We start from the raw sequence: 19,453 nt of genomic DNA, 5'->3' as shown, positions 1-19,453 counted from the left end.
GACATGTCCCGAGGCGCATGTTCAGGGGAGCGCGCTCATGCCGGCGGCGGGCCGGGCCGTGCGCTCGTCCGCGTCGCCGGGATGAGGTTCATGGGATATGTTCTTGTGGACATGTCCAGGCGCGGGCCGAGCCGCGCCGTCATGCGCTCGCTGATGACGCCGGGCCGCGTCGAGCGGCGCTCACGGCAGTCGGCGCGGGTCGAGCCGCGCCGTCATGCGCTCATGGGTGACGCCAGGCCGCGCCGAGCGGCGCTCACGGCAGGCGGCGCGGGCCGAGGGCGCGGTGTTCGTCGCTGCCCCAGCAGGTGACGTTGCCGGTCGACTGCAGGGCGCACGAGTGGGCCGCGCCGAGGGCGAGGTCGACCGCGCCGGTGAGGCCGGGGACGGGCGTAGGGCGCGGGCGTGAGGCGGCGCCGCCGTCGACCTGTCCGTTGCGACCGGCGCCCCAGCACATGACCTTGTCGCCTTGTACTTTGGCGCAGGTGTGCGCGCCGCCGGCGGCGAGCTCGAGCGAACCGGTGAGGCCGGCGACGGCGACGGGGGTGCGCTGGGCGAAGGTGCCGCTGGTGCCGTCGCCGAGCTGGCCATCCTGGTTGTGACCCCAGCAGACCACGCCGCCGGCCTTGCGACGGGCGCAGTTGTGCTTGGCCCCGGCGACGAGGTCGACGGCGTCCGAGAGGCCGGGGACCGGCTTGGGGGTCGAGCGGCCGGCGTGCAGGCCGTCGCCGAGCTGGCCCTCGGTGTTGCGGCCCCAGCACAGGACGGTGCCGGCGTCGGTGCGGGCGCAGGTGTGGGCGTCGCCGGCCGCGAGCTGGACGACTCGGCTGGTCGAAGGGACAGCCACGGGCCGGGCCGAGCGGTCGGCCTGGGTGCCGAGCTGGCCGTTCTCGCCGAGGCCCCAGCAGACCGCGCCGCCGGTCTTGCGGCGGGCGCACGCGTGCGCTGCCCCGGCGACGACCTCGACCGCGTCGCCGAGGCCGGTGACCGCCACCGGGCTGGTGCTGCGAGCGCCTGGGCGCGCGCCGGCGCCGTCGCCGAGCTGGCCGTCCTCGTTGTTGCCCCAACACAGCACCTGGCCGCCCGGCTTGCGTGCGCACGTGAAGTTGCCGCCGGCTGATACTTCGGACATGCCCGAAAGACCAGGTACGAGCGCGGCCCGCGGGAGGTCGGCCCGGCCGCCGTCGCCGAGCTGACCGTCGCTGTTCTTGCCCCAACAGGCGATCGCGCCCGACTTGCGGCGGATACAGTTGTGCTCGCCGTGCGCGGAGATGGCGACGGTCGGGTCCGCTGGCGGAGGCGCCGGCTGCTGCGGCTGGGGGCGCGGCTGAGGCTGCGGCTGCGGGGTCGGCGGAGCCTGCGTGGGTGGGCGCGGCGGAGGCTTGTAGCCGCCATCGCACGCGGCGAAAGCGAGAGCGAGGAGCGCGGCGCGCGAGCGGAGACGCATGGGGCCGCAGGGTAGACCATCCCCGTGGCACCGCGTCGGCCGAGCGCGTGCCAAAATGACAAACGAAAATATTTGGGAATACGGCGTAGGGGTATCTGGGCCCGCATGCAGCCCAGATCGAGGTTGGCCCGGGCGTTGCACAACCAAGGGGCATGGCTACCAAGCAGGAGAAAAAAGAGGCGAGCGAGTCGACGGTCGTGGTCGTGGGTGGACACGGTGGGATGTCGAGCCGCTATCGCGAGGTCGCGCAGCGCTTCGGCTGCTCGCTCCGGCACTTCGAGCAGCGGATCCCCCCGGGCGTGCGCCACGGAGCCGGCAAGATCGCGCTCGTCGTAGTGATGGTCGGCATGGTTTCGCACGCGCTCCGCGACCAGATCAAAGACCTCGTCACCGACGACACCAAGGTGGTTTACCTGCGCACCGCGTCGGTCTCGGCGCTGCGAGCCGCGGTCGAGCAGAACGCTTCGTGAGCGTACCTGCGACCGGCGACGCGTGTCGCAAGGGGTCGCGGTGAAACACGGCGTCGACCGTTCGGGTCGATGGCAGAAGGCGCGTGGTGTCAGTTTTTTGAAGACGCGAGTGGTGTGCGGATCGTGCCAGTGGTGGCGACGACGGAATGGTGCATGCGCGGCGATCGGGCCAGCGGGCCGTGATCATCGCTGAAGCGGACGAGGTGAGGCGCGGGCGCGGGAGCGCCGGGTGGAATTGACGCGGGCGGCCGCTGCGGGCGAAGTGGCGAGGTCATGAAAAAGACCTCGCGGACGTGGAAGCGACTCGGCCTGCAACTCGGGATCCTCGCCGGGGCCGGCTTGGCGCTGGTGGGTGGCGTGGAGCCGTCGCGGGCGGCGCCGCTCTGTGTCGAGGAGGGTCAGTGCACCTTCACCAAGCCGGTCTTCCTGATCGCGCTCGATTACTCGACGGCGATGAACGAGATGTTCGACGCCGACGAGACGCGCTGGCAGCGGGCGGTCGCGGCGGTGCAGGCGATCGTCGACGGCGACAACGGCTACATCCAGGGCACCAGCATGCTGGCGCTGATGCGCTTCGGGCACGACCCCGACGCCGATCAGCCGGGCACCACGATCGCCGGCGACGCGAGCGGGCTGGTCGACGGGCAGAAGGTCGATGTCCCCTGGTACGACGTGATCGATCCGGACAAGACGTACTTCCACTGCAACGGCGAGGCGGTGAAGGCGGCCCTGTCAGCGGTGCCACCGCCGCTGGCGGGGGCGCCGGCGGGGATCGGGGCTTGGACGGGCGGGGCGATGGAGCGGGCGAAGGCGTTGTTCGCCGAGGTGAAGGCGGACCATCCGGAGGAGATCGGGCCGAAGGAGCGCCGGCCCGCGCTGATCGTGATCACGCAGGGCGTGTGGAGCGACCAGGAGAACACGCAGGTGCTGCAGCCGCCGGCGGCCGATCCGGCGCCTGTCGCTCTGGACATGTGGAACAACGCGGCGATCCCGACCTTCGTGCTGTCGGTCGGCGACGCCCTGGGCACGGCGGAGGCGAAGGGGCTCGCGCTCGCCGGCGGGACGGGGCAGGCGGTGACCGAGACGTCGCTGCTCGGTGATGCGCTGAAGGCGGAGCTGCAGAAGATCATCAATCAGATCGAGCCGCCGATCTGCGCTCCGGCGTGGCCGCGGATCATGTTCATCCTCGACGGCTCGTCGTCGATGCTCAACGTGATGGGCGACAGCGTCCATGGGGCGATGGGGCAGACGCGCTGGGACCTGCTGCGCACGGGGGGGATCGAGCAGGCGCTGGGGACCTCGACGCCGCTGCTGAATGGCTGGTCGTTCGCCACGTGGTCCGTCGTCGGCGCGGCGGTGTTCGGCGACGACGCGCCGGCCGAGCAGAAGCTCCTCGTCGACTACGCGCCTTGCCGTGCCGGCGTGTTCCACTGGGCGCTCGATCCGCAGACCTCGTGTGAGGCGCCCGGGTGCGTCGATCCGTGGGGTGGGCCGCCGATCGCGTGGACCTTCCAGACCGACGAGATCGAGTTCCCGGGGCCGACGACGACGGTTCAGAGCCATGTGCCGCGGTGCGACCTCGACGCGCAGAAGCCGGGCGCGTGCAGCGGTTCGGGGTCGTTCGTCCACCTCGGGCTCGAGCTCGTGCAAGGCCACCTCGCCGAGGCCAGGGCCAGCTGCATGGCCGTCGACGCGCCGGTCATCTGCGACGCGCAGACCAAGTTTTATAACGTGCTGATCATGGACGGCACGTATGATTCGGACGACGCGGCGGTCCAGGCCTCGCTCGAGCAGATGGTCAGCGACGGGGTGCGGACGTACGTCCTCGGGCTCGGCGAGCTGGCCGCGCTGCCGGAGGCGGTCGAGCAGCTGACGATGATGGCGGCGTGGGGCTCGGGCGGCGCGCTCGACTTCTTCCCCGCCGGAGACTCGCAGGTCGAGCTGCAGGCGGCGTTCGCGGCGATCTTCGAGCACATGTTCGAAGAGGCCCTGCAGACCCCGGTCGATCCGTGTTGCAGCGGGCTGAACTGCGGCGGGCTCGACGGCGGGGGGGAGACGAACGAGCCCGATCCGCTGCCGGACCCGAGCGACTCGGACGGCACCTCGTCGACCACCGGCGAGACCTCGAGCACGACCGAGGCGCCGGTGACGTCGACGACCTCGACGACGGACGCCTCGACCACCTCGGCGGGTCCGACCACCGACACGTCGACGAGCACGGCACCGACGACGGACACGCCGACGAGCGGCGCACCGACGACGGACGGGCCGACGACGGATGAGCCGACGACGGGCGGGCAGCCCGGCACGAGCGCTCCCGGCGAGAGCGGTGACGAGCCGACCGCGACCGACACCGACAGCGGAGCGCCCGGCGGCGACGCTCAGGAGGGCTGTGGATGCACCAGCGGGGCCGACGGCGAGGGCGTGCTGGCCTCTCTGGTGGGCGTGGGCCTGCTCGGGCTGGGGCGGCGGCGCCGACGAGCAGAATAAACTGTCCAGAGGGACAGGTTCGGCGCCGACTGGTTCAGGTGTCCGAAAAGACAGGGGCGGACGCGGCGGGCGAAGGCTGCTCCGCCGCGTGCGAGGTCCGATGCGTCGCGGCCTGTGCGCGAATCCATGTCCGAAGGGGCAGGTCGTGGCGGGCCGAGCGCGTGAGCCGAGCAAGGTCGTGCCCGGGGCCGGGGCGCTCGTCACGAGCGGAGAGATGTCCGAACGGACAGATGATGTTCGCCGCCTCGCCTGCCCGGTCGGTCGGCGCGGCGGAGCGGCAGGCGCCGAGGTTCGCCTCCCAGCGTGATCGAGCGGACATGTCGTAAGGGACATGCCGAGGCGCTGCCGCGAGCGGAGGCTGCGCCCGTGATCCGGGGGCCAGGCGCGAGCGCGGCGGGGATGCGACGAGAGCGGGCTCCGGCGCGGGGGCTCGCGCTCGCGCGGGCGCGTGCTACCCGGCTGGCCGCGCGCACCGGCCGTTCGGCGAGGGGCCCGCGAGCGAGGAGCCAGGCATGGCACGAAGAGCACGGATCGGAGCGCTGGTGTGTTTGGCGGCGTGCGTCGCCACGACGGGTGAGCAGACGGCGGGGACCGAGGCGGACTGGGACCGGCCGGTGAAGGCGCCGAGCGACGCGGACGCGGCCGAGGGGCGCAGCCGCTGCAAGTACGAGGTGGGCGCGCTGCCGGCGGAGACGCAGGGCGAGTCGTACCCGAGCGGGGAGCAGATCCCGATCGATCACATCGTCGTGCTGATGCAGGAGAACCGCTCGTTCGACCACTATTTTCAGATGCTGCCGGTGCGCGGGCAACCGGAGGCCGACGTGGCGCCGGCCCACTTCTCGAACCCCGGGCCCGACGGCGCGCCGGTCTCGATCTACCACCAGACGCAGCCCTGCTTCGGCAACACCAATCACTCGTGGGACGCGGTGCACGAGCAGATCGCCGGCGGCAAGATGGACGGGTTCGTCAGCACCAACGAGGGCAAGGGCGACGACGTGATCGACGCGACGCTCAAGGGCGAGCGCGCGCTGGGCTACTACGACGAGCCCGACCTGCCGTTTTACTACTGGCTGGCCAACGAGTTCGCGCTCGGCGACCGCTACTTCAGCTCGGTGCCGGGGCCGACGTGGCCCAACCGGATGTACCTCTACGCCGGCTCGTCGTACGGGCGCACCGTCAACGTCAACTTCAAGCCGGACGCGACGATCTTCGACCACCTGGTGACCCGCGGCGTCAGCTTCCGGGTGTACTTCAGCGACGCCGGCGGGCTCGGCGACTTTCTGACGGGGATGCTGCCCGAGCCGGCGACGCAGCGGCAGCCGATCGAGCGCTTCTTCGCCGACGCGGCGGCGGGCCAGCTGCCGGCGGTGTCGTTCGTCAACGCCACGTTCGACGCGCCGGAGTCGAAGGCGACGTGGGAGCACCCGCCGTCGGTGGCGCAGCTCGGGCAGCTGTTCGTGGCGCGGGTGGTCGACGCGCTGCTGAAGAGCCCGAGCTGGCCGCGCTCGGCGCTGTTCTTCGCCTACGACGAGCACGGCGGGCTGTTCGACCACGTGCCGCCGCCGGCCGCCTGCCCGCCCGACGCCCACCAGCCGGAGCTGCAGCCGCACGACCAGTCGGGCCGCTTCGACCACCTGGGCCCGCGCGTGCCGTTCATCGTCGTGTCACCGTACGCGAAGAAGCACTACGTCAGCCACGAGGTCTACGACCACACGTCGATCCTCCGCTTCATCGAGGCCCGCTTCGTCCTGCCGGCCCTGACCGCCCGCGACGCCAACGCCCTGGCGCCGTGGGACATGTTCGACTTCTCGGCCCCGTCGCACGCCGAGCCGCCGCAGGTCACGCTGCCGCAGGTCGACGCCGGCGCGGTGACCCGCTGCGCCGAGCTCTACCCGGAGAAGCCGTGATGGTGTCTCTCCGGACATGTCCATGAAGGCATGTCCGGAAAGACATTCTAGGCTCACGATCCGGTCTGGAAGCAGTAGAGCCGGGCCTCGGAGTTGCAGGAGACGAGGCCGTTGTCGGTCCACTCGTAGCCGGTCAGAGTGGGGTTGCCGACCCAGCCCATCCCGATCGGCACCATCCAGTCCTTGCACAGGATGTCGCCCTCGCCGAAGGTGCCGTCGGCCTTGGTGCCGGTCCACACCTTGTAGGTGGCGTCGACCGTCAGGCCGTTCTCGTCGATGTTGATCGGGAAGTCGATCGAGGCGTCGGTGAGGTCGGCGAAGTCGTTGGCGATCTTCTGCCCGTCCATGCGCAGGAACGGGAAGGACGAGCTCAGGCGGTCGCCGGCGCCGGCGCCGGCGACGCTCAGCCAGGCGATGAACTCGCGGCCCGCGAGGGCGCCGACGCCGGTGGCGTGTTGCATGCAAATCGCGTCGGCGCCGGCCAGGCCCTGCAGCTCCCCGGCGGAGTAGGGCGCGCTGGTGACGAACACGTAGCGCGCGCTGTACTTGCAGTCGCGGCCGCAGCCCTGGGTGAAGTCGCACTCCTCGCCGCACTCGGGGCAGACGAGGCTGTCGCCGCAGAGGGCCTTCTGGCAGGAGGAAGTGCAGGGCGCGTCGTCGCCGTTGGACGGGCCGTCGTCGCAGGTCTCCATGGCTCCGTAGATCAGGCCGTCGCCGCAGTAGGCGTTCTTGCAGGTGTCGAGGCAGGCGTCGCTGTTGTCGGCGTTGCCGTCGTCGCACTCCTCGTCGTCCTCCTCGAAGCCATTGCCGCAAGAGGGCGGCGGGGGCTCCGTGGTGGTGCTCGGCTCGGTGGTCGTGACAGGCTCGGTGGTCGGGTCGGTCTGCGACGGCAGCGTGGTCGGCGGGGTCGTGGTGCCGGTCGCCGTCGCCGCCGTCGTCGTCGTCGCGTCGGTCTCGCTGACGGGGCCGGGGTCGGCCTCGCCGGCCTCGCCGGTCGAGAGGACGCCGGTGGGGTTGAAGCACGCGGGGAGCAGGAGCAGCGCGACGCCGAGCCGCAGGGCAGGAGGCAGCACGCGCCGAGTCTAGGCACTCGCGGCGGGCCTGCCCAGAGCGACGTGGCTGGCGGCAAGCGCGGTTTTTCACGGGGCGCGCGGCGCTCGGCCGAGCTCGACGCCGAGGCGCGGGGAGCGGCGGCGGCCCGTTCGCAACTGTCTGAATCGACATGTCTTAAAAGACATGTCATTGCGGCGCGGCGCGGCGCGGCCGAGCCGGCGGGTCAACGCGAGGGTGGCGCGACCTGGACGCAGTAGAGGCGGGCGACCTCGTTGCAGCCGATCGTGCCGTCGTCGGTCCAGAGCACGCCGGTCTCGCTGAGGGTGCCCTTGCGGCCGGTACCCTCGCCGGACTGCCAGTCGCCGCACATCTCGGACGCGTTGGACTTGAGGCCGTCGGGCTGGGTGCCGGTCCACGCCACCAGGTCGGTCGTCACCATCAAGCTGTTCTCGTTGAGGTCGATGGGGACCATCATCGGCGTCGTGATGTCGAGGAAGTCCGCCGTGCCGACGGCGAGCGTCTGGCCGTCGATGCGCACGTAGGGGTCGTCCGTCACCCCGATCCGCGTCTTCGCGTCGACCCCGCTGCTGCTGAGCCAGGCGACGAACTGGCGACCGGTCAGCAGATCGATGCCGCCGGCCGCCTGCGCGCACCGCTCGTCGGCGCCCTGGAGGCCGCCGACCAGGCTGCCTTGAAAGAGGTCGCTGGTGACGAACACGTAGCGCTGCTTGAAGGTGCAGTCGTCGTCGCAGAGGCCGCCGTCGCACTCCTCGCCGCAGGCGGGGCACACCTTCTTGTCGCCGCAGGCGGCGGGGCGGCACTCGAGGGTGCAGGGGGCGTCTTCGGCGTTGTCGAGGCCGGCGTCGCAGAGCTCGAGCTTGGCGTGGACAAAGCCGTCGCCGCAGACGGCGATCGTGCAGCTGTCGAGGCAATCGTCGGTGTTGTCGTTGTTGCCGTCGTCGCACTCCTCGCCGCCGTCGACCTCGCCGTCGCCGCAGGAGGCCGGGGGGACCATGGTGCTGGTGACGGGCTCGACGGTGCTCACCGACTCGGTGGTCGGCTCGGTCATCGACGGCAGCGTCGTCGGCGGGGTGGTGTTGCCGGTCGAGGTCGATGTCGTCGTCGCGTCGGTCTCGCTGACGGGGCCGGGGTCGCTCGAGCCGGTCGAGGTGGCGCCGGTGGGGTTGAAGCAGCCGGGGAGCAGGAGCAGGGCGACGGCGAGCCGCGGGACGAAGGGCAGCACGCGCCGAGTCTAGGCGCTCGCCGCGGGCCTGCCCAGAGCGGCGCAGGCAAGCGGCGAGCGCGGTTTTTCACGGGCGGGGCGGCGCTCAGCCGACGGGGCTGCAGTCCTTGATCTGGATGGCGTCGCTGTTGTTGTTCTCGAAGCACTCGAGGGCGAACTCGCCGCCCTGGCCGTCGTCGTCGACGACCACGGTGACGGTGCCGTTGACGGTGTCGTCGATGGCGCACGAGACGTCGCGGCACTCCTCGACCGGCACCGGCTCCGAGGTGTAGGCGACGCACAGGACCATGCCGTCGGCCGGGTCGCCGAGGTAGAAGGTGGCGGGCAGGTTGGCGCCCACGGCCTTCTTGCCGCGGTTGCAGACTGTGCTCGTCAGGACCACCTTGCCGTCCTTGCCCATGCAGCTCTGGTCGCCCAGCTTGCCGGTGATGTCGGGCAGCGCGGCCGGCGGGGTGTCGCCCTGGCGGTTCTGGCGGTAGTTGTTGAGGTCGGGCTGGAGGAAGTTGGCCTGCCACTGCGAGGTGGCCGGGATGCCGCCGTCGTCGTCGACGTTGGTGACCGAGTAGGCGTGCTGGTTCCACAGCGGGCGCGACGAGGCCCAGCGGTCGAGCCTGTCCCGAAGGACACGCAGGCCGGTGAGGCCGACGCCCGGGGGGTGGACGGCGCGGCACACGTTGCCGGCGCCCGGGGTGCCCGCGAGCGGCTCGGTGCAGGCGTGGCCGCCGACGCACTGGGTGTCGTCGCTGCAGCGGCAGAAGCCGGCGTCGCAGATGAACGGCTCGCCGCACTCCTCGCCGGTCTCGCAGCGCAGGCCGCGGTGGATCGGGTCGATGTCGGGGCAGACGACGCTGCAGTTGTCGTTCGAGCCGACCAGGATCTCGGTGTTCTGGTCGTAGTCGGGGTCGCCGACCACGGGGTTCTCGTACCAGGTGCACGAGGTGCGGAAGGTCGAGTAGAGGACCTCGCCGGTGGCGCCGGCGTAGACGCGGAGGAAGCACTCGTCGGCGTAGACGGCCTCGGCGGCGCCGTCGCCCTCGAAGTCGAAGATCGACGAGCCGGTGTTCTGCGACGACAGGTCCTGCGACGCCTGCGACCAGCGGATCCACGGGGCGACGCAGCCGGGCGCCATGCCGTCCTTGCAGTCGAGGTCGTAGATGCTGAAGGCCTTGCCGCCGGCGCTGGCGATCTCGGGGAAGCCGTCGGCGTCGAAGTCGCCGATGGTCGGCGGGCCGCCGCTGCCGAGGTCGGTGGTAGCGGCGAAGATCAGCTGGCCCTCGAGGGTGTAGAGCTCGACCACGCCGCCGGTGACGCTGACGAGCTCGGCGCGGCCGTCGAGCGCGGTGCCGTTGAAGCTGGCGGGGTCGGGGCCGGGGGTGCCGAAGTCGGCGAAGCCGTAGTGCGCGCCGCCGTCAGGGTCGCCGGGCCAGGCCATGTCCCAGGTGTTGGTGCCGACGTTCCAGCGCCACACGCCGGCGCCGACCAGCTCGGCCGCGCCGTCCTGGTCGAGGTCGCCGATCACGGAGAAGCGGTTGGCGCCGGCGCCGGGCACGACCTGGCCGGGGTTGAGGCGGGTGCCGGTGGCGCCGTCGTAGACCTCGCTGCCGGTGATGACCTCGGCGACGCCGTCGTCGTCGAGGTCGTGCAGCGAGGGGCCGTCCCAGCGGGTGGTCATGCTGTAGTCGGTGCCGGTGGCGACCCACTTGGTGACGTACTTCTGGAGCGCGACGTCCCAGCCGAAGGCGATCGTGCCGGACACCGCGCGGTGGGTGACGATCTCGGCCAGGCCGTCGCCGTCAATGTCGCCGATGGCCGGCGGGCTGGCGGCGATGATGCGGTTGGCGGGGTCGTCGATCGACTCGATCAGCTCGCAGGTGGTGCCGTCGAGCACGCGGATGACGCCGTAGTAGTTGGGGTCGGAGCCCCAGCCGGCCGGCTCGCCGCCGTCGGTGTAGTTGTAGGTGACGATGACGATCTCGGCCTGCGGGAACTCGACGTTGCTGCCGTGCGGGAGGTCGAAGATCAGCGGGGTCGTGAGCACCGACTTGTGATTGGGGTACGGGTCGCCGTCGGGCGGGGCGGTCCACTCGCACTGCACCGCCGGCTCGAACAGGCCGATGGTGACGTCGCCGACGCACTCGTCGTTGCTCCACTGGTTCGGATCGAACCCGTACGGGATGCACACGGGCGGGCTCTCGCCGACCGGGAGGCAGCCGTCGGCGCAGCAGTAGGTGTCGCCGTTGCAGTCGTCGTCGGTCTGACACTCGCCTTCGCCCGGGGCACACTCGCCGCCGGCGCACACGAGGCCGGGCTTGCACTCCGCGCTGACGCCACAGGGCTCGCCCGCCTCGCCCGTGCCCTGGCCGCCGGTGGTGGTGCTCGTCGTCGGGTCGGTGGTGGTCGGCGCGGTGGTGCCGGTCGACGGGTCGGTGGTGCCAGTCGGCTCGGTGAGGTTCGGCGTGGTCGAGGTCGGGAGCGTGGCGGTGCCGTCGTCGGCCGGGCGCCCGTTGTCGCCGCAACCGGCGAGCGCGAGGACGAGCGTGCAAGGCAAGGCGTAGGCGCGTTTCATCGGAGGACCATCGCCCGGGCGCGCGCGAGCGTCAAGCGAACACGGGATGACCGAAGAGACATGTGAGCGGCCGCCGATGCGAAGTCGCGGACGCACCGTGATGCGCGCGTCGCGATGTGCGCCGACAAATGCGGGCGGCGAGCGAGGCGCGTGCGGCGGCGGCCCCGGTGCGCTATCGTCCGCGGGCCCGATGACGTCCGCCGGCAAGCTCGCGCTGCTCGCATCGCTCTACCTGGCGCAGGGGATGCCGTACGGGTTCTTCTCGCAGTTTTTGCCCGCGATGCTGCGCGAGCAAGGGGTGTCGCTCGAGGGCGTGGGCCTGGCGTCGCTGCTGGCGCTGCCGTGGGCGCTGAAGTTCGCGTGGGCGCCGCTGGTCGACCGCCACGGGCTCGATCGCTTCGGCCGTCGGCGCAGCTGGATCGTGCCGCTGCAGATCCTCACGGTCATCACGTTGCTGGCGCTGTCGCTGGTCGAGCCGACGGTCGACCTGCAGGCGATGGTGATCGGGGTGCTGGTGCTCAACTTCCTGGCGTCGACGCAGGACATCGCCACCGACGGGCTGGCGGTGACGATCCTCGCGCCCGCGGAGCGCGGGCTCGGCAACGGGGTGCAGGTCGCGGCCTATCGCCTGGGGATGATCCTGTGCGGCGGGGTGCTGCTGATCCTCTATCCGTGGCTCGGCTGGGCCCGCGTGTGCCAGTGCATGGCCGGGGCGATCGCGCTCACGACGCTGCCGATCGCGGCGTTCCGCGGCGAGCCGCGGCCAGAGCAGAGCGAGCGCCCGGGGCTGGCGGCGTTCACCGAGTTCTTCCACCGCCCAGGGGTCGGCTCGTGGCTGGCGGCGATCGCTGCGTTCAAGCTCGGCGAGGCGTTCGGGGTCTATATGCTGCGCCCGTTCTTCATCGACATCGGCCTCGGCCTGACCGACATCGGCTGGCTGACCGGGACGGCCGGGTTCCTCGCCAGCCTGGTCGGGGCGATGGTCGGCGGTGCGTTCGTCGCCATCTACGGCCGCTACCGTTGCCTGTTCGTGTTCGCGGCGGTGCAGGCGCTGGCGGTCGCGTCGTACGCGATCCCGGCCGCGGGGTGGCGCGACAGCTGGGTGCTGTACGCGCTGGTCACGTTCGAACACTTTTCCAGCGGGATGGCCACCGTCGCGCTGTTCACGATGATGATGGACGCGGCCCGCCCGCAGACCGCCGGCACGGACTACACGATCCAGGCCAGCGTGGTGGTGCTGGCCACCGGCCTCGGCTCGGCGCTGTCGGGCTTCTCGGCGGAAGAATTCGGCTACACGACGCACTTCCTGCTCGCGGCGGTGCTGTGCGCGATCGGGGTGCTGCCGGCGGTGCAGCACTACGGGCTGGTCCGCCGCGGCGAGACCGAGCTGGCGAACGTGCCATGAGTGTAGAATGGACATGTCCTGAGGGACATGTCCTCGGGCGAGGCCGCGGAGCGGCGCGATGACAGGTGCTTTCGGACATGTGCTTTTGGGCATGTCCGAAGGAGCATGTCGATCGAGGGGAGATGCTAGGGGGTCGGCGGCTCGGCGGCCTTGGCGGGGGCGGAGCCGGCAGGCTTGCTCGCGGGCTTGGTCGCGGGCTCGGCGGGCTTGGTCGTGGGCTCGCCGGGCTTGGTGGGCTTGGTCGCGGGCTCGGCGGGCTTGGTCGTGGGCTCGCCGGGCTTGGTGGGCTTGCTCGCGGGCTCGGTGGGCTTGCTCGCGGCGGGCGCGGGCTCGGTGGGGTTGCTCGCGGGCTTGCTCGCGGGGGCGGGCTTGACGGGCTTGGTCTTGCCGGGGGCGGGCAGGACGGCGTCGATCACGTGGAGGACGCCGTTGGTGGCCTGAATGTCGGCGCGGACCAGCGCGGGCAGGGGCGGCAAGGCGGCGCCGGCGAGGGTGGTGAGGACGGGCGGTGGGGTGTCGGGAGCGGGCTGCTCGGGGACGGCGGGATCGGCCGCGGGCGCGACCGCCGAGGGGTAGGCCTTGCTCGGCAGCGGCGGGCCGGCGACGACGTGGTGCTGCAGCAGGGCGGCGAGCTTCTTCTTGTTCTTGAGCAGGCGGTCGAGCTCGCCCTTGGGGAGGGCAGCGAAGGCCTTGTCGCTGGGGGCGAAGATCGTGAAGGGACCGGGGCCCTGCAAGGTCTCGCGCAGGCCGGCGACGTCGACGGCCGAGAGGAAGGTGGTGACGCCGCCGGCCTCGCTGGCAGTGGCGAGCAGGTCGAGCGTGGGCGCGGGCGGTGCCTCGGGCTCGGGCGGGGCCTCGGGCGCGGGCTCCGGGGCGATCTCGGCGGCCACCGCGGGGGGCTCGGGCGGCGGCGTGTCGACCGGCGGCGGGGCACTCTCACCGCTGCGAGTGCAGGCCAGCGCGAGGGCGACGAACAGGGCGGGGGCGAAGCGGCGAGGCGACATCGTCGAGCGGTTTTGACGCGCGCCGCCGGCGTTGTCAAAGGGAGATCCGAGCGTGTCTCGAAGGCCTCGAAGTATCAATCGCCGGTGGCGGACTCCAGCGGGCAGAGGTTTTGAATGAGCTCGTGGAGCTGCTCTCTGGTGGTCGGGGCGATGTGGCCGCCGCGGGCGAGGATGGGCTCGCGCATGGCCTCGGCTGCGATGCCGCCGACGATCCAGGGGGTCGAGCCGCAGGCCTCGGCGTAGCCGTCGAGGAGGACCTGCAGGCGGTCGGGGGCGGGGGTGACGGTCGCGGACAGGCCGACGATGTCGGGGTGCAGCTGGTCGATCATGTGGCGCATGGCCTCGGGCGGGGTGCGGGCGCCGAGGACGATCGACTTGATGCTCCACGTGGCCAGGCGCAGGCCCACGCCGTAGAGCGGGCCGGTGTGCTCCTCGTCGGCGAAGCAGGCCAGGACGACCTGCCGGCGCGCGTGCTCGGGCTGCACGAGGCGCAGCAGGAAGCGCATGGTGTTGCCGAGGATCTCGGCGGCCAGGTGCTCCTGCGCGACGCTGACGCTGCCCTGGGCCCAGCGCTCGCCGATCTGCACCAGCGCCGGGCTGAACACGCGCTCGAACACGGTGACCGCGGGGCCGAGGAACAGGGAGCTCTTGACCGCGGCCTCGATGCGGTCGGGGTCGAAGTGGTCGACGGCCTCGAGGATCCGCTGCACGGCGAGCTCGTCGTTGTCGGCCTCGACGCGCGCGGCGACGGCGGTCTCGTCGTCGGTCGCCAGCACGGTGCGCGCGGCTTCGGACGGCGCCATGCCCGCCTCGCACAGCTCACGGACGCGGCGGATCCGCTCGACGTCGCGGTCGCTGTAGAGGCGGTAGGCTGACGACGAACGGCGGGGAGCAGGGAGGCCGTAGCGGCGCTCCCACGCGCGGAGTGTGGCCGCCGACACACCGGTCATCTCGGCCACCGACTGGATGCGATATCGTCCGGTACTCACAGCGTCGAAGGCGAAGAAGGTTCAGACCTTGCGGAAGGTTGCTCGCAACTCTTCGCAAAGTTTGTATACTGCGATCCAGGGCGCCCTGCAACCGCTTGCGGCGCCATCTCCTGCCTGCGATCGTGGTCCCTCATGCTGGCACAAAGCCTGAACACGTTCATCCTCGCGCTCACTGCCGGGCTCGCCGCCGCGGCGCCGGCCGACGCCGACGCCGACGCCGACGCCGAGCTGTCGATCCGCATGAGCGGGTTCCGCAATGACGACGGGCAGGTGCTGATAGCAGTGTTCCGCGGCGAGGCCGGCTTCCCCGGCGACCCGAGCAAGGCGTGGAAAACGGCGGTCGCCCGAGTGGCGCGAGGACAGGCGCGCGTCGACATGGCGGTGCCGGCCGGCGAGTACGCGTTCGCCATCGTCCACGACGAGAACGGCAACAACGCGATGGACACGACCTGGGTCGGGATCCCCAAGGAGGGATACGCGGCCTCGAACAACGCCAAGGGCCGACTCGGGCCGCCGAAGTACCGCGACGCGAAGTTCAGCGTCGGCGCCGACGGGGCGATCCAGCGGATCGTGATCCAGTACTTCTAGAAGAGAGATCCGGGCGGCGCGGGGGGCGGGCGCGAGCGAGGTTGATGGATGGTGGGCCGCGAGCCGAGCGGCGGCGAGAGCGGTGCTTGGGTAGTGCGCGCGCGAGGCTGGTTGATGGAAGTTGTGAGTCAGCGGCGTGCGTAGGCGTGGAGGGTCGGGGCGGCGCCCTCGCTGACGGTGTAGTAGCCGCGGTCGTCGGCGGCGAAGGTGAGGGCTTCGCCCTGGCGCTCGAGCACGAGCGGTAGGTCGCAGTCGGGGCTGCGGAAGGCCTCGGAGAGCGGGCGCGACGAGTCGCGGCGCCACACGCGGGCGGCGAGGTAGGTGCGCAGGGCGACCAGGGTGCCGTCGCGGCTGACTGCGCCGCCGGTGACGAGGCCGAGGACGCCGAGCTCGCCGGCGGCGGTCAGCTCGCCGGAGGTCAGCGGGGCCGCGGCGCAGAACACTGCCGAGCCGCCGCGGCTCTTGGTGACGATGCACATGTCCCCGCGGACAGGGTCGACGAGCAACGTCTCGGCGTTGTGGGCCTGGCCGCCCGGATAGGTGAAGACCAGCCGCTCGACGCCGGGCAGGCGGTGCTCGGCGGGCGCGGCGGCGAGGTCGACGGCCGGCTCGGCGACGCGGTAGACGACGACCTGGCGGCGCTTCCGCTGGTTGTCGCCGATGTCGCCGACGTAGAGGGCGTCGCCGCCGTCCTTGCCTGGCCCGATGGCCATGTCCTCCCAGTCATGGACCTCGGCGCCGTCGAGCCGCCAGCGACCGAGGTCGCGCGCGCCGTCGAGGGCGAAGGCGTAGACCAGCGGGCCGCCGGCGTCGGAGTCGTTGTGGGTCCACAGCACGCCGGGGTTGCGCCGACTCGCCGCCAGGCCCGAGGCCTCGACGATCTCCGGCGGGGTGAGGGCGCCGGGGCTGGGGGTGGCGGCGAACTCCGGGCACTCGGCGGCGACGTCCGTGACCGGGGCGGGGGCAGGTGCGGGCGCGCCGGGGCTGTCGGAAGGGACAGGGCTCGAAGTACATGCCCCGAGGGACAGGATCGCGGCGAAGAGCGGGCGGAGAGCCGGAGGGGCAGGCCTCGCGCTCGCGGGTTCGGCGGAGAGCGCGAGGATGATCCGAGGGACAGGTCCTCGGGGGCATGTGCTCGCGGAGGCAGACGTCGCGGGCAGCGGGCGGATGGTCGGAGGGACAGGTCCGCATGCGCTCGCGGAGGCAGACGTCGCGGGACGTGGGCGGATGTCCGTGCGGACAGGTCCCGCGGGACATGCTCTTGAGAACATGTGCTTGGGGGCAGAGCGAGCGGGGCGGCCGGGGGCGGCCGGCAGGCTCATGTCTGCGGTCCCGAGGTGCGGTTCAAGGTGCGGAGGATCTCCTCGATGCGGACCACGAACTCGTTGGCGCTCTGCGGGCGCATGGCCGGGTCCGTGGCGAGGCAGTCGTCGACCAGCTCCGACAGGCGGCGCGGCATGCCGGGCAGCTTGCTGGCGAGCGTGGGCGCGGGGCGGGCCACCTTGGCCTTCATCAGCGCCTGCGGGTTGCCGGAGAAGGGGGTCTCGCCGACGAGGGCCTCGAACAGCATCACGCCCATGGCGTAGATGTCGAACAGCGGGCTCGCGGGCTTGCCCATCACCTGCTCGGGGGCCATGTACTCGGGCGTGGCGACGAAGGCGCCGGGGTTCTGTTTGCGCGCCTCGGCCTCGGCCCAGGCGGCGATGCCGAAGTCGAGCACCTGCACGGCCTCGCCGTCGCCGTCGGGCAGCGGCACGAGCATGACGTTCTCGGCCTTGAGGTCGCGGTGGACCTGGCCGGCGTTGTGGGCGGCGCGCACGGCCCGGGCGACGTCGCGGAGGATCCGCGCGGCCCGCAGGACCGGCAGGTAGCGCCGCTCGGCGACGGCCTCGAACAGGCTGCTGCCGACCAGCAGCTCGGTGACGAGGAACAGCCGGCCGTCGGCCAGGCGGCCGCCGTCGAACACCTGCGCGATGTTGGGGTGCGAGGTGTCGCTGGCGGCGCGGGCCATGCGGCGGAAGCGGTCGACGTCCTCATCGCCGCGCACGAGGCTCTTCCACTGCGGGCTGAGCACGCGCACGGCGCAGCGGCTGCCCATCTGGATGTGCTCGCCGCGGTACAGCTCGCCGAAGTTGGCGGGGCCGATGAACTCGAGCACGCGGAAGTAGGTCGCGACGAGGGTGCCCGCTTCGAGGGTGTCCTCTTCGTCCTGCGCCAGGCTCTGCACCGGGCTCCAGGCTACCACGGGGCTCGGCGCGGGCGGGAAAACTCCGCGCAGGAGGGGGCGGGGCGGGCGCCGCGGACGGGTAACCCCTACCTTGGGACAGGTCGAGCCCGCCGGGCCGGGGACACCGCGAAGCGGCGGACTTCCGGGCCTGTGCGGTCCGGCGTTTGTTCACGCGGGCCGCCGCCGCGATCACGGCGATCGGCCCGCCGCGCCGCGGCCGACACCTGTCTCACGCGCGCGACGGAAGATGCGGGATGCGCTCGTGGCACACTGGCGGCGATGCACGAGCTGGCCCCGGAGGACGAGATCTATGCCCGGATCGGCGAGGAGGGCTTTGCGCGGCTGGTGGCGGCCTTTTACCGCCGTGTGACCGACGACGACATCCTGGGGCCGATGTACCCGCGCCACGACATGGTCGGCGCCGAGGCCCGCCTGCGCGACTTCCTGGTCGGTCGATTCGGCGGCCCGCAGCGCTACATCGCGCAACGGGGGCATCCGCGGCTGCGGGCCAGGCACATGCCGTTCAAGCTCGATCTGCGCGCCCGCGATCGCTGGGTCGCGCTGATGGAGGCCGCCCTCGTCGAGGCCCGGCTCGAGCCGGGGGCTGCGGCGACGCTGCGGGGGTTCTTCGCCGACACCGCGACGTTCCTGATGAACAGCGGGTAGCCGCGGGTGCGTCCGCGTGGGGCCGTGGCGCGGCGGGTCGGCGACGCCTCGGACATGGCTTTGAGGACATGGCCTCGGGGGCATGTCGATCCGGACATGCCCTGAGGGCCAGCAGCCCCAGGTGCCTCAAGGCCGCGGGGGCAGGCCGGGGAACTCGACGCCGAACACGACGACGGCGTAGAGGAGGTCCTGGTCGGGCAGGGCGGTGAGGCTGTGGGCGCTGCCGGCCGCGCGGAAGCTGCCGGCGCCGGCGCGGACGACGGTGCCGTCGTCCTCGACGAAGCCGCCCTGCAGCACCAGCACGTGCTCGTCGCCGAGGTGGTTGTGGTGCGGGAACTGGGCGCCGGCGGCGACGCGGACGAAGCCGACGTCGGCCCCGGCGGTGGCCGGGCCGCCCTCGAGGTGGAACAGCTCGACGTTCGGCAGCACGTGCTCCCACACGTCGGCGCGGGCGAGGCTGACGAGCAGCTCGCCGACCCGCTCGTGGGCGAGGTCGAGGAGGCGGGCCAGGCGGGCGACGAACGGGCTGAAGCGGCGCTCGGGCGCGGCGACGGCGGCGAGCAGGCGAGCGCGCGCGTCGGCGGAGGCGCGGGCGGGCCGCAGGGCCAGCGAGAGGGCGGTGAAGGCCTCGACCACGGCGGCTTCGGCCATGTCATCGCCTGCCCAAAGGGGCATGTCCTTCAGGACATCCTCCTGCAGGCCATCCCCCTGCAGGCCGGCAGGGCCGCCCGGGCGCCGGTCCGGCGGGTCTTCGCGGTCGCGGCCGGTCATCGGTCCCCCCTGTCTTCAGCATGTAGGGCGGCGCGCAGCTTGGCGAGGCCGGCGGCGGTCCGCGACTTGACGGTGCCGACCGGAACGGCGAGCCGCTCGGCGATCTCGGTGGCCGACAGGCCCTCGAAGTAAGCCAGCTCGAGCACCTGGCGCTGGGCCGCCGGCAGCTCGAGCAGTGCGCGGCGCACGCGGTCGTGGTCGAGGCTCTGGCCCGGCTCGTCGCCGCCGGCCATACCGAGGTCGTCGAGGTCGCGCTCGTCGAGGGTCTCGACGCGGAAGCGACCGGCCCGGCGGCAGCGGTCGAGGGCCCGGCTGCGCAGCCGGACCAGCAGCCACGTGCGCACGCTGCCGCGCTCGGGGTCGTAGTCGGCGCACTTCTGCCAGACCTCCATGAGCACGTCGTGCACGAGGTCCTCGGCCTCGCGGCGGTTGCCGAGGATCCGGATCGCAGTGGCCAGGAGCAGGCCGACGTAGCGGTCGTGCAGGTCGCCGAGCGAGTCGGTGTCGCCGCACGCCATGGCGGCGAGGAGCTCGACGTCGCTGCGCTCGCTTCGCGGGCCCGGAGGGCCGGAGGGCGAGCTTGGGCCCAGCCGTGACACGGGTGCTGGACTATATGCTCGGGCGTATGCG

General features: G+C 72.1%; 16 protein-coding genes. 6 read left to right on the top strand and 10 right to left on the bottom strand.

Annotated elements, in window-relative coordinates:
• Positions 1-253 precede the first annotated feature (253 nt).
• Positions 254-1,444: a hypothetical protein gene (locus tag OV090_RS17590; RefSeq protein ID WP_267704854.1), complete on the bottom strand. Its 1,191-nt coding sequence runs from the start codon at positions 1,442-1,444 to the stop codon at positions 254-256.
• A gap of 152 nt (positions 1,445-1,596) precedes the next feature.
• Here OV090_RS17590 and OV090_RS17585 point away from each other — a divergent pair, with 152 nt between their 5' ends.
• The 3 genes from OV090_RS17585 (at position 1,597) to OV090_RS17575 (ending at position 6,311) form a co-directional block, all read left to right on the top strand.
• Complete coding sequence (locus OV090_RS17585) at positions 1,597-1,914, top strand: DUF2325 domain-containing protein (protein ID WP_224195288.1); 318 nt, start codon at positions 1,597-1,599, stop codon at positions 1,912-1,914.
• A 273-nt stretch (positions 1,915-2,187) separates the two neighbouring features.
• Positions 2,188-4,404: an MYXO-CTERM sorting domain-containing protein gene (locus tag OV090_RS17580; RefSeq protein WP_267704853.1), complete on the top strand. Its 2,217-nt coding sequence runs from the start codon at positions 2,188-2,190 to the stop codon at positions 4,402-4,404.
• Positions 4,405-4,916: 512 nt separating this feature from the next.
• Positions 4,917-6,311 carry an alkaline phosphatase family protein gene (locus tag OV090_RS17575; RefSeq protein WP_267704852.1) on the top strand — a complete coding sequence of 465 codons (1,395 nt, stop codon included), beginning with the start codon at positions 4,917-4,919 and terminating at the stop codon, positions 6,309-6,311.
• Between the two features lie 53 nt (positions 6,312-6,364).
• On the opposite strand, the gene OV090_RS17570 is transcribed toward OV090_RS17575, so the two are convergent.
• The 3 genes from OV090_RS17570 to OV090_RS17560 form a co-directional block, all read right to left on the bottom strand.
• Positions 6,365-7,384, bottom strand: a complete 1,020-nt coding sequence (locus OV090_RS17570) for a hypothetical protein (protein ID WP_267704851.1) — start codon at positions 7,382-7,384, stop codon at positions 6,365-6,367.
• Positions 7,385-7,587: 203 nt separating this feature from the next.
• Positions 7,588-8,607, bottom strand: coding sequence for a hypothetical protein (locus tag OV090_RS17565; RefSeq protein ID WP_267704850.1), 1,020 nt, complete (start codon positions 8,605-8,607; stop codon positions 7,588-7,590).
• Positions 8,608-8,692: 85 nt separating this feature from the next.
• The gene (locus OV090_RS17560) at positions 8,693-11,173 is read right to left on the bottom strand and encodes a VCBS repeat-containing protein (RefSeq protein ID WP_267704849.1); all 2,481 of its coding nucleotides are present in this window, start codon (positions 11,171-11,173) and stop codon (positions 8,693-8,695) included.
• 190 nt (positions 11,174-11,363) lie between these two features.
• Between OV090_RS17560 and OV090_RS17555 the strand changes: the two genes are divergently transcribed.
• Positions 11,364-12,578: an MFS transporter gene (locus tag OV090_RS17555; RefSeq protein ID WP_267704848.1), complete on the top strand. Its 1,215-nt coding sequence runs from the start codon at positions 11,364-11,366 to the stop codon at positions 12,576-12,578.
• A gap of 125 nt (positions 12,579-12,703) precedes the next feature.
• Here OV090_RS17555 and OV090_RS17550 read toward each other — a convergent pair whose 3' ends face one another.
• Positions 12,704-13,582, bottom strand: a complete 879-nt coding sequence (locus OV090_RS17550) for a fasciclin domain-containing protein (protein WP_267704847.1) — start codon at positions 13,580-13,582, stop codon at positions 12,704-12,706.
• A gap of 74 nt (positions 13,583-13,656) precedes the next feature.
• Positions 13,657-14,571 carry a MerR family transcriptional regulator gene (locus OV090_RS17545; protein WP_267704846.1) on the bottom strand — a complete coding sequence of 305 codons (915 nt, stop codon included), beginning with the start codon at positions 14,569-14,571 and terminating at the stop codon, positions 13,657-13,659.
• A 132-nt stretch (positions 14,572-14,703) separates the two neighbouring features.
• Here OV090_RS17545 and OV090_RS17540 point away from each other — a divergent pair, with 132 nt between their 5' ends.
• A complete protein-coding gene (locus OV090_RS17540) occupies positions 14,704-15,159 on the top strand; it encodes a DUF2141 domain-containing protein (protein WP_267704845.1) in 456 nt (151 codons plus the stop codon).
• Between the two features lie 128 nt (positions 15,160-15,287).
• Here the strand turns inward: OV090_RS17540 and OV090_RS17535 are convergent, their stop codons facing one another.
• Positions 15,288-16,481 (bottom strand): hypothetical protein, encoded by a 1,194-nt coding sequence (locus tag OV090_RS17535; protein ID WP_267704844.1) that lies wholly within the window; start codon positions 16,479-16,481, stop codon positions 15,288-15,290.
• Positions 16,478-17,386, bottom strand: coding sequence for a serine/threonine-protein kinase (locus OV090_RS17530; protein WP_267704843.1), 909 nt, complete (start codon positions 17,384-17,386; stop codon positions 16,478-16,480). The genes OV090_RS17535 and OV090_RS17530 overlap by 4 nt, the downstream gene beginning before the upstream one ends.
• A gap of 279 nt (positions 17,387-17,665) precedes the next feature.
• Between OV090_RS17530 and OV090_RS17525 the strand changes: the two genes are divergently transcribed.
• The gene (locus OV090_RS17525) at positions 17,666-18,052 is read left to right on the top strand and encodes a hypothetical protein (protein ID WP_267704842.1); all 387 of its coding nucleotides are present in this window, start codon (positions 17,666-17,668) and stop codon (positions 18,050-18,052) included.
• A gap of 126 nt (positions 18,053-18,178) precedes the next feature.
• Here the strand turns inward: OV090_RS17525 and OV090_RS17520 are convergent, their stop codons facing one another.
• Positions 18,179-18,727 (bottom strand): cupin domain-containing protein, encoded by a 549-nt coding sequence (locus tag OV090_RS17520; RefSeq protein WP_267704841.1) that lies wholly within the window; start codon positions 18,725-18,727, stop codon positions 18,179-18,181.
• 92 nt (positions 18,728-18,819) lie between these two features.
• The gene (locus tag OV090_RS17515; RefSeq protein WP_267704840.1) at positions 18,820-19,422 is read right to left on the bottom strand and encodes a sigma-70 family RNA polymerase sigma factor; all 603 of its coding nucleotides are present in this window, start codon (positions 19,420-19,422) and stop codon (positions 18,820-18,822) included.
• Between the last annotated feature and the right edge of the window lie 31 nt (positions 19,423-19,453).

The organism is Nannocystis sp. RBIL2, assembly GCF_026626745.1.
Lineage (GTDB): Bacteria > Myxococcota_A > Polyangia > Nannocystales > Nannocystaceae > Nannocystis.
This window is presented reverse-complemented; position numbering and strand designations above follow the sequence as displayed.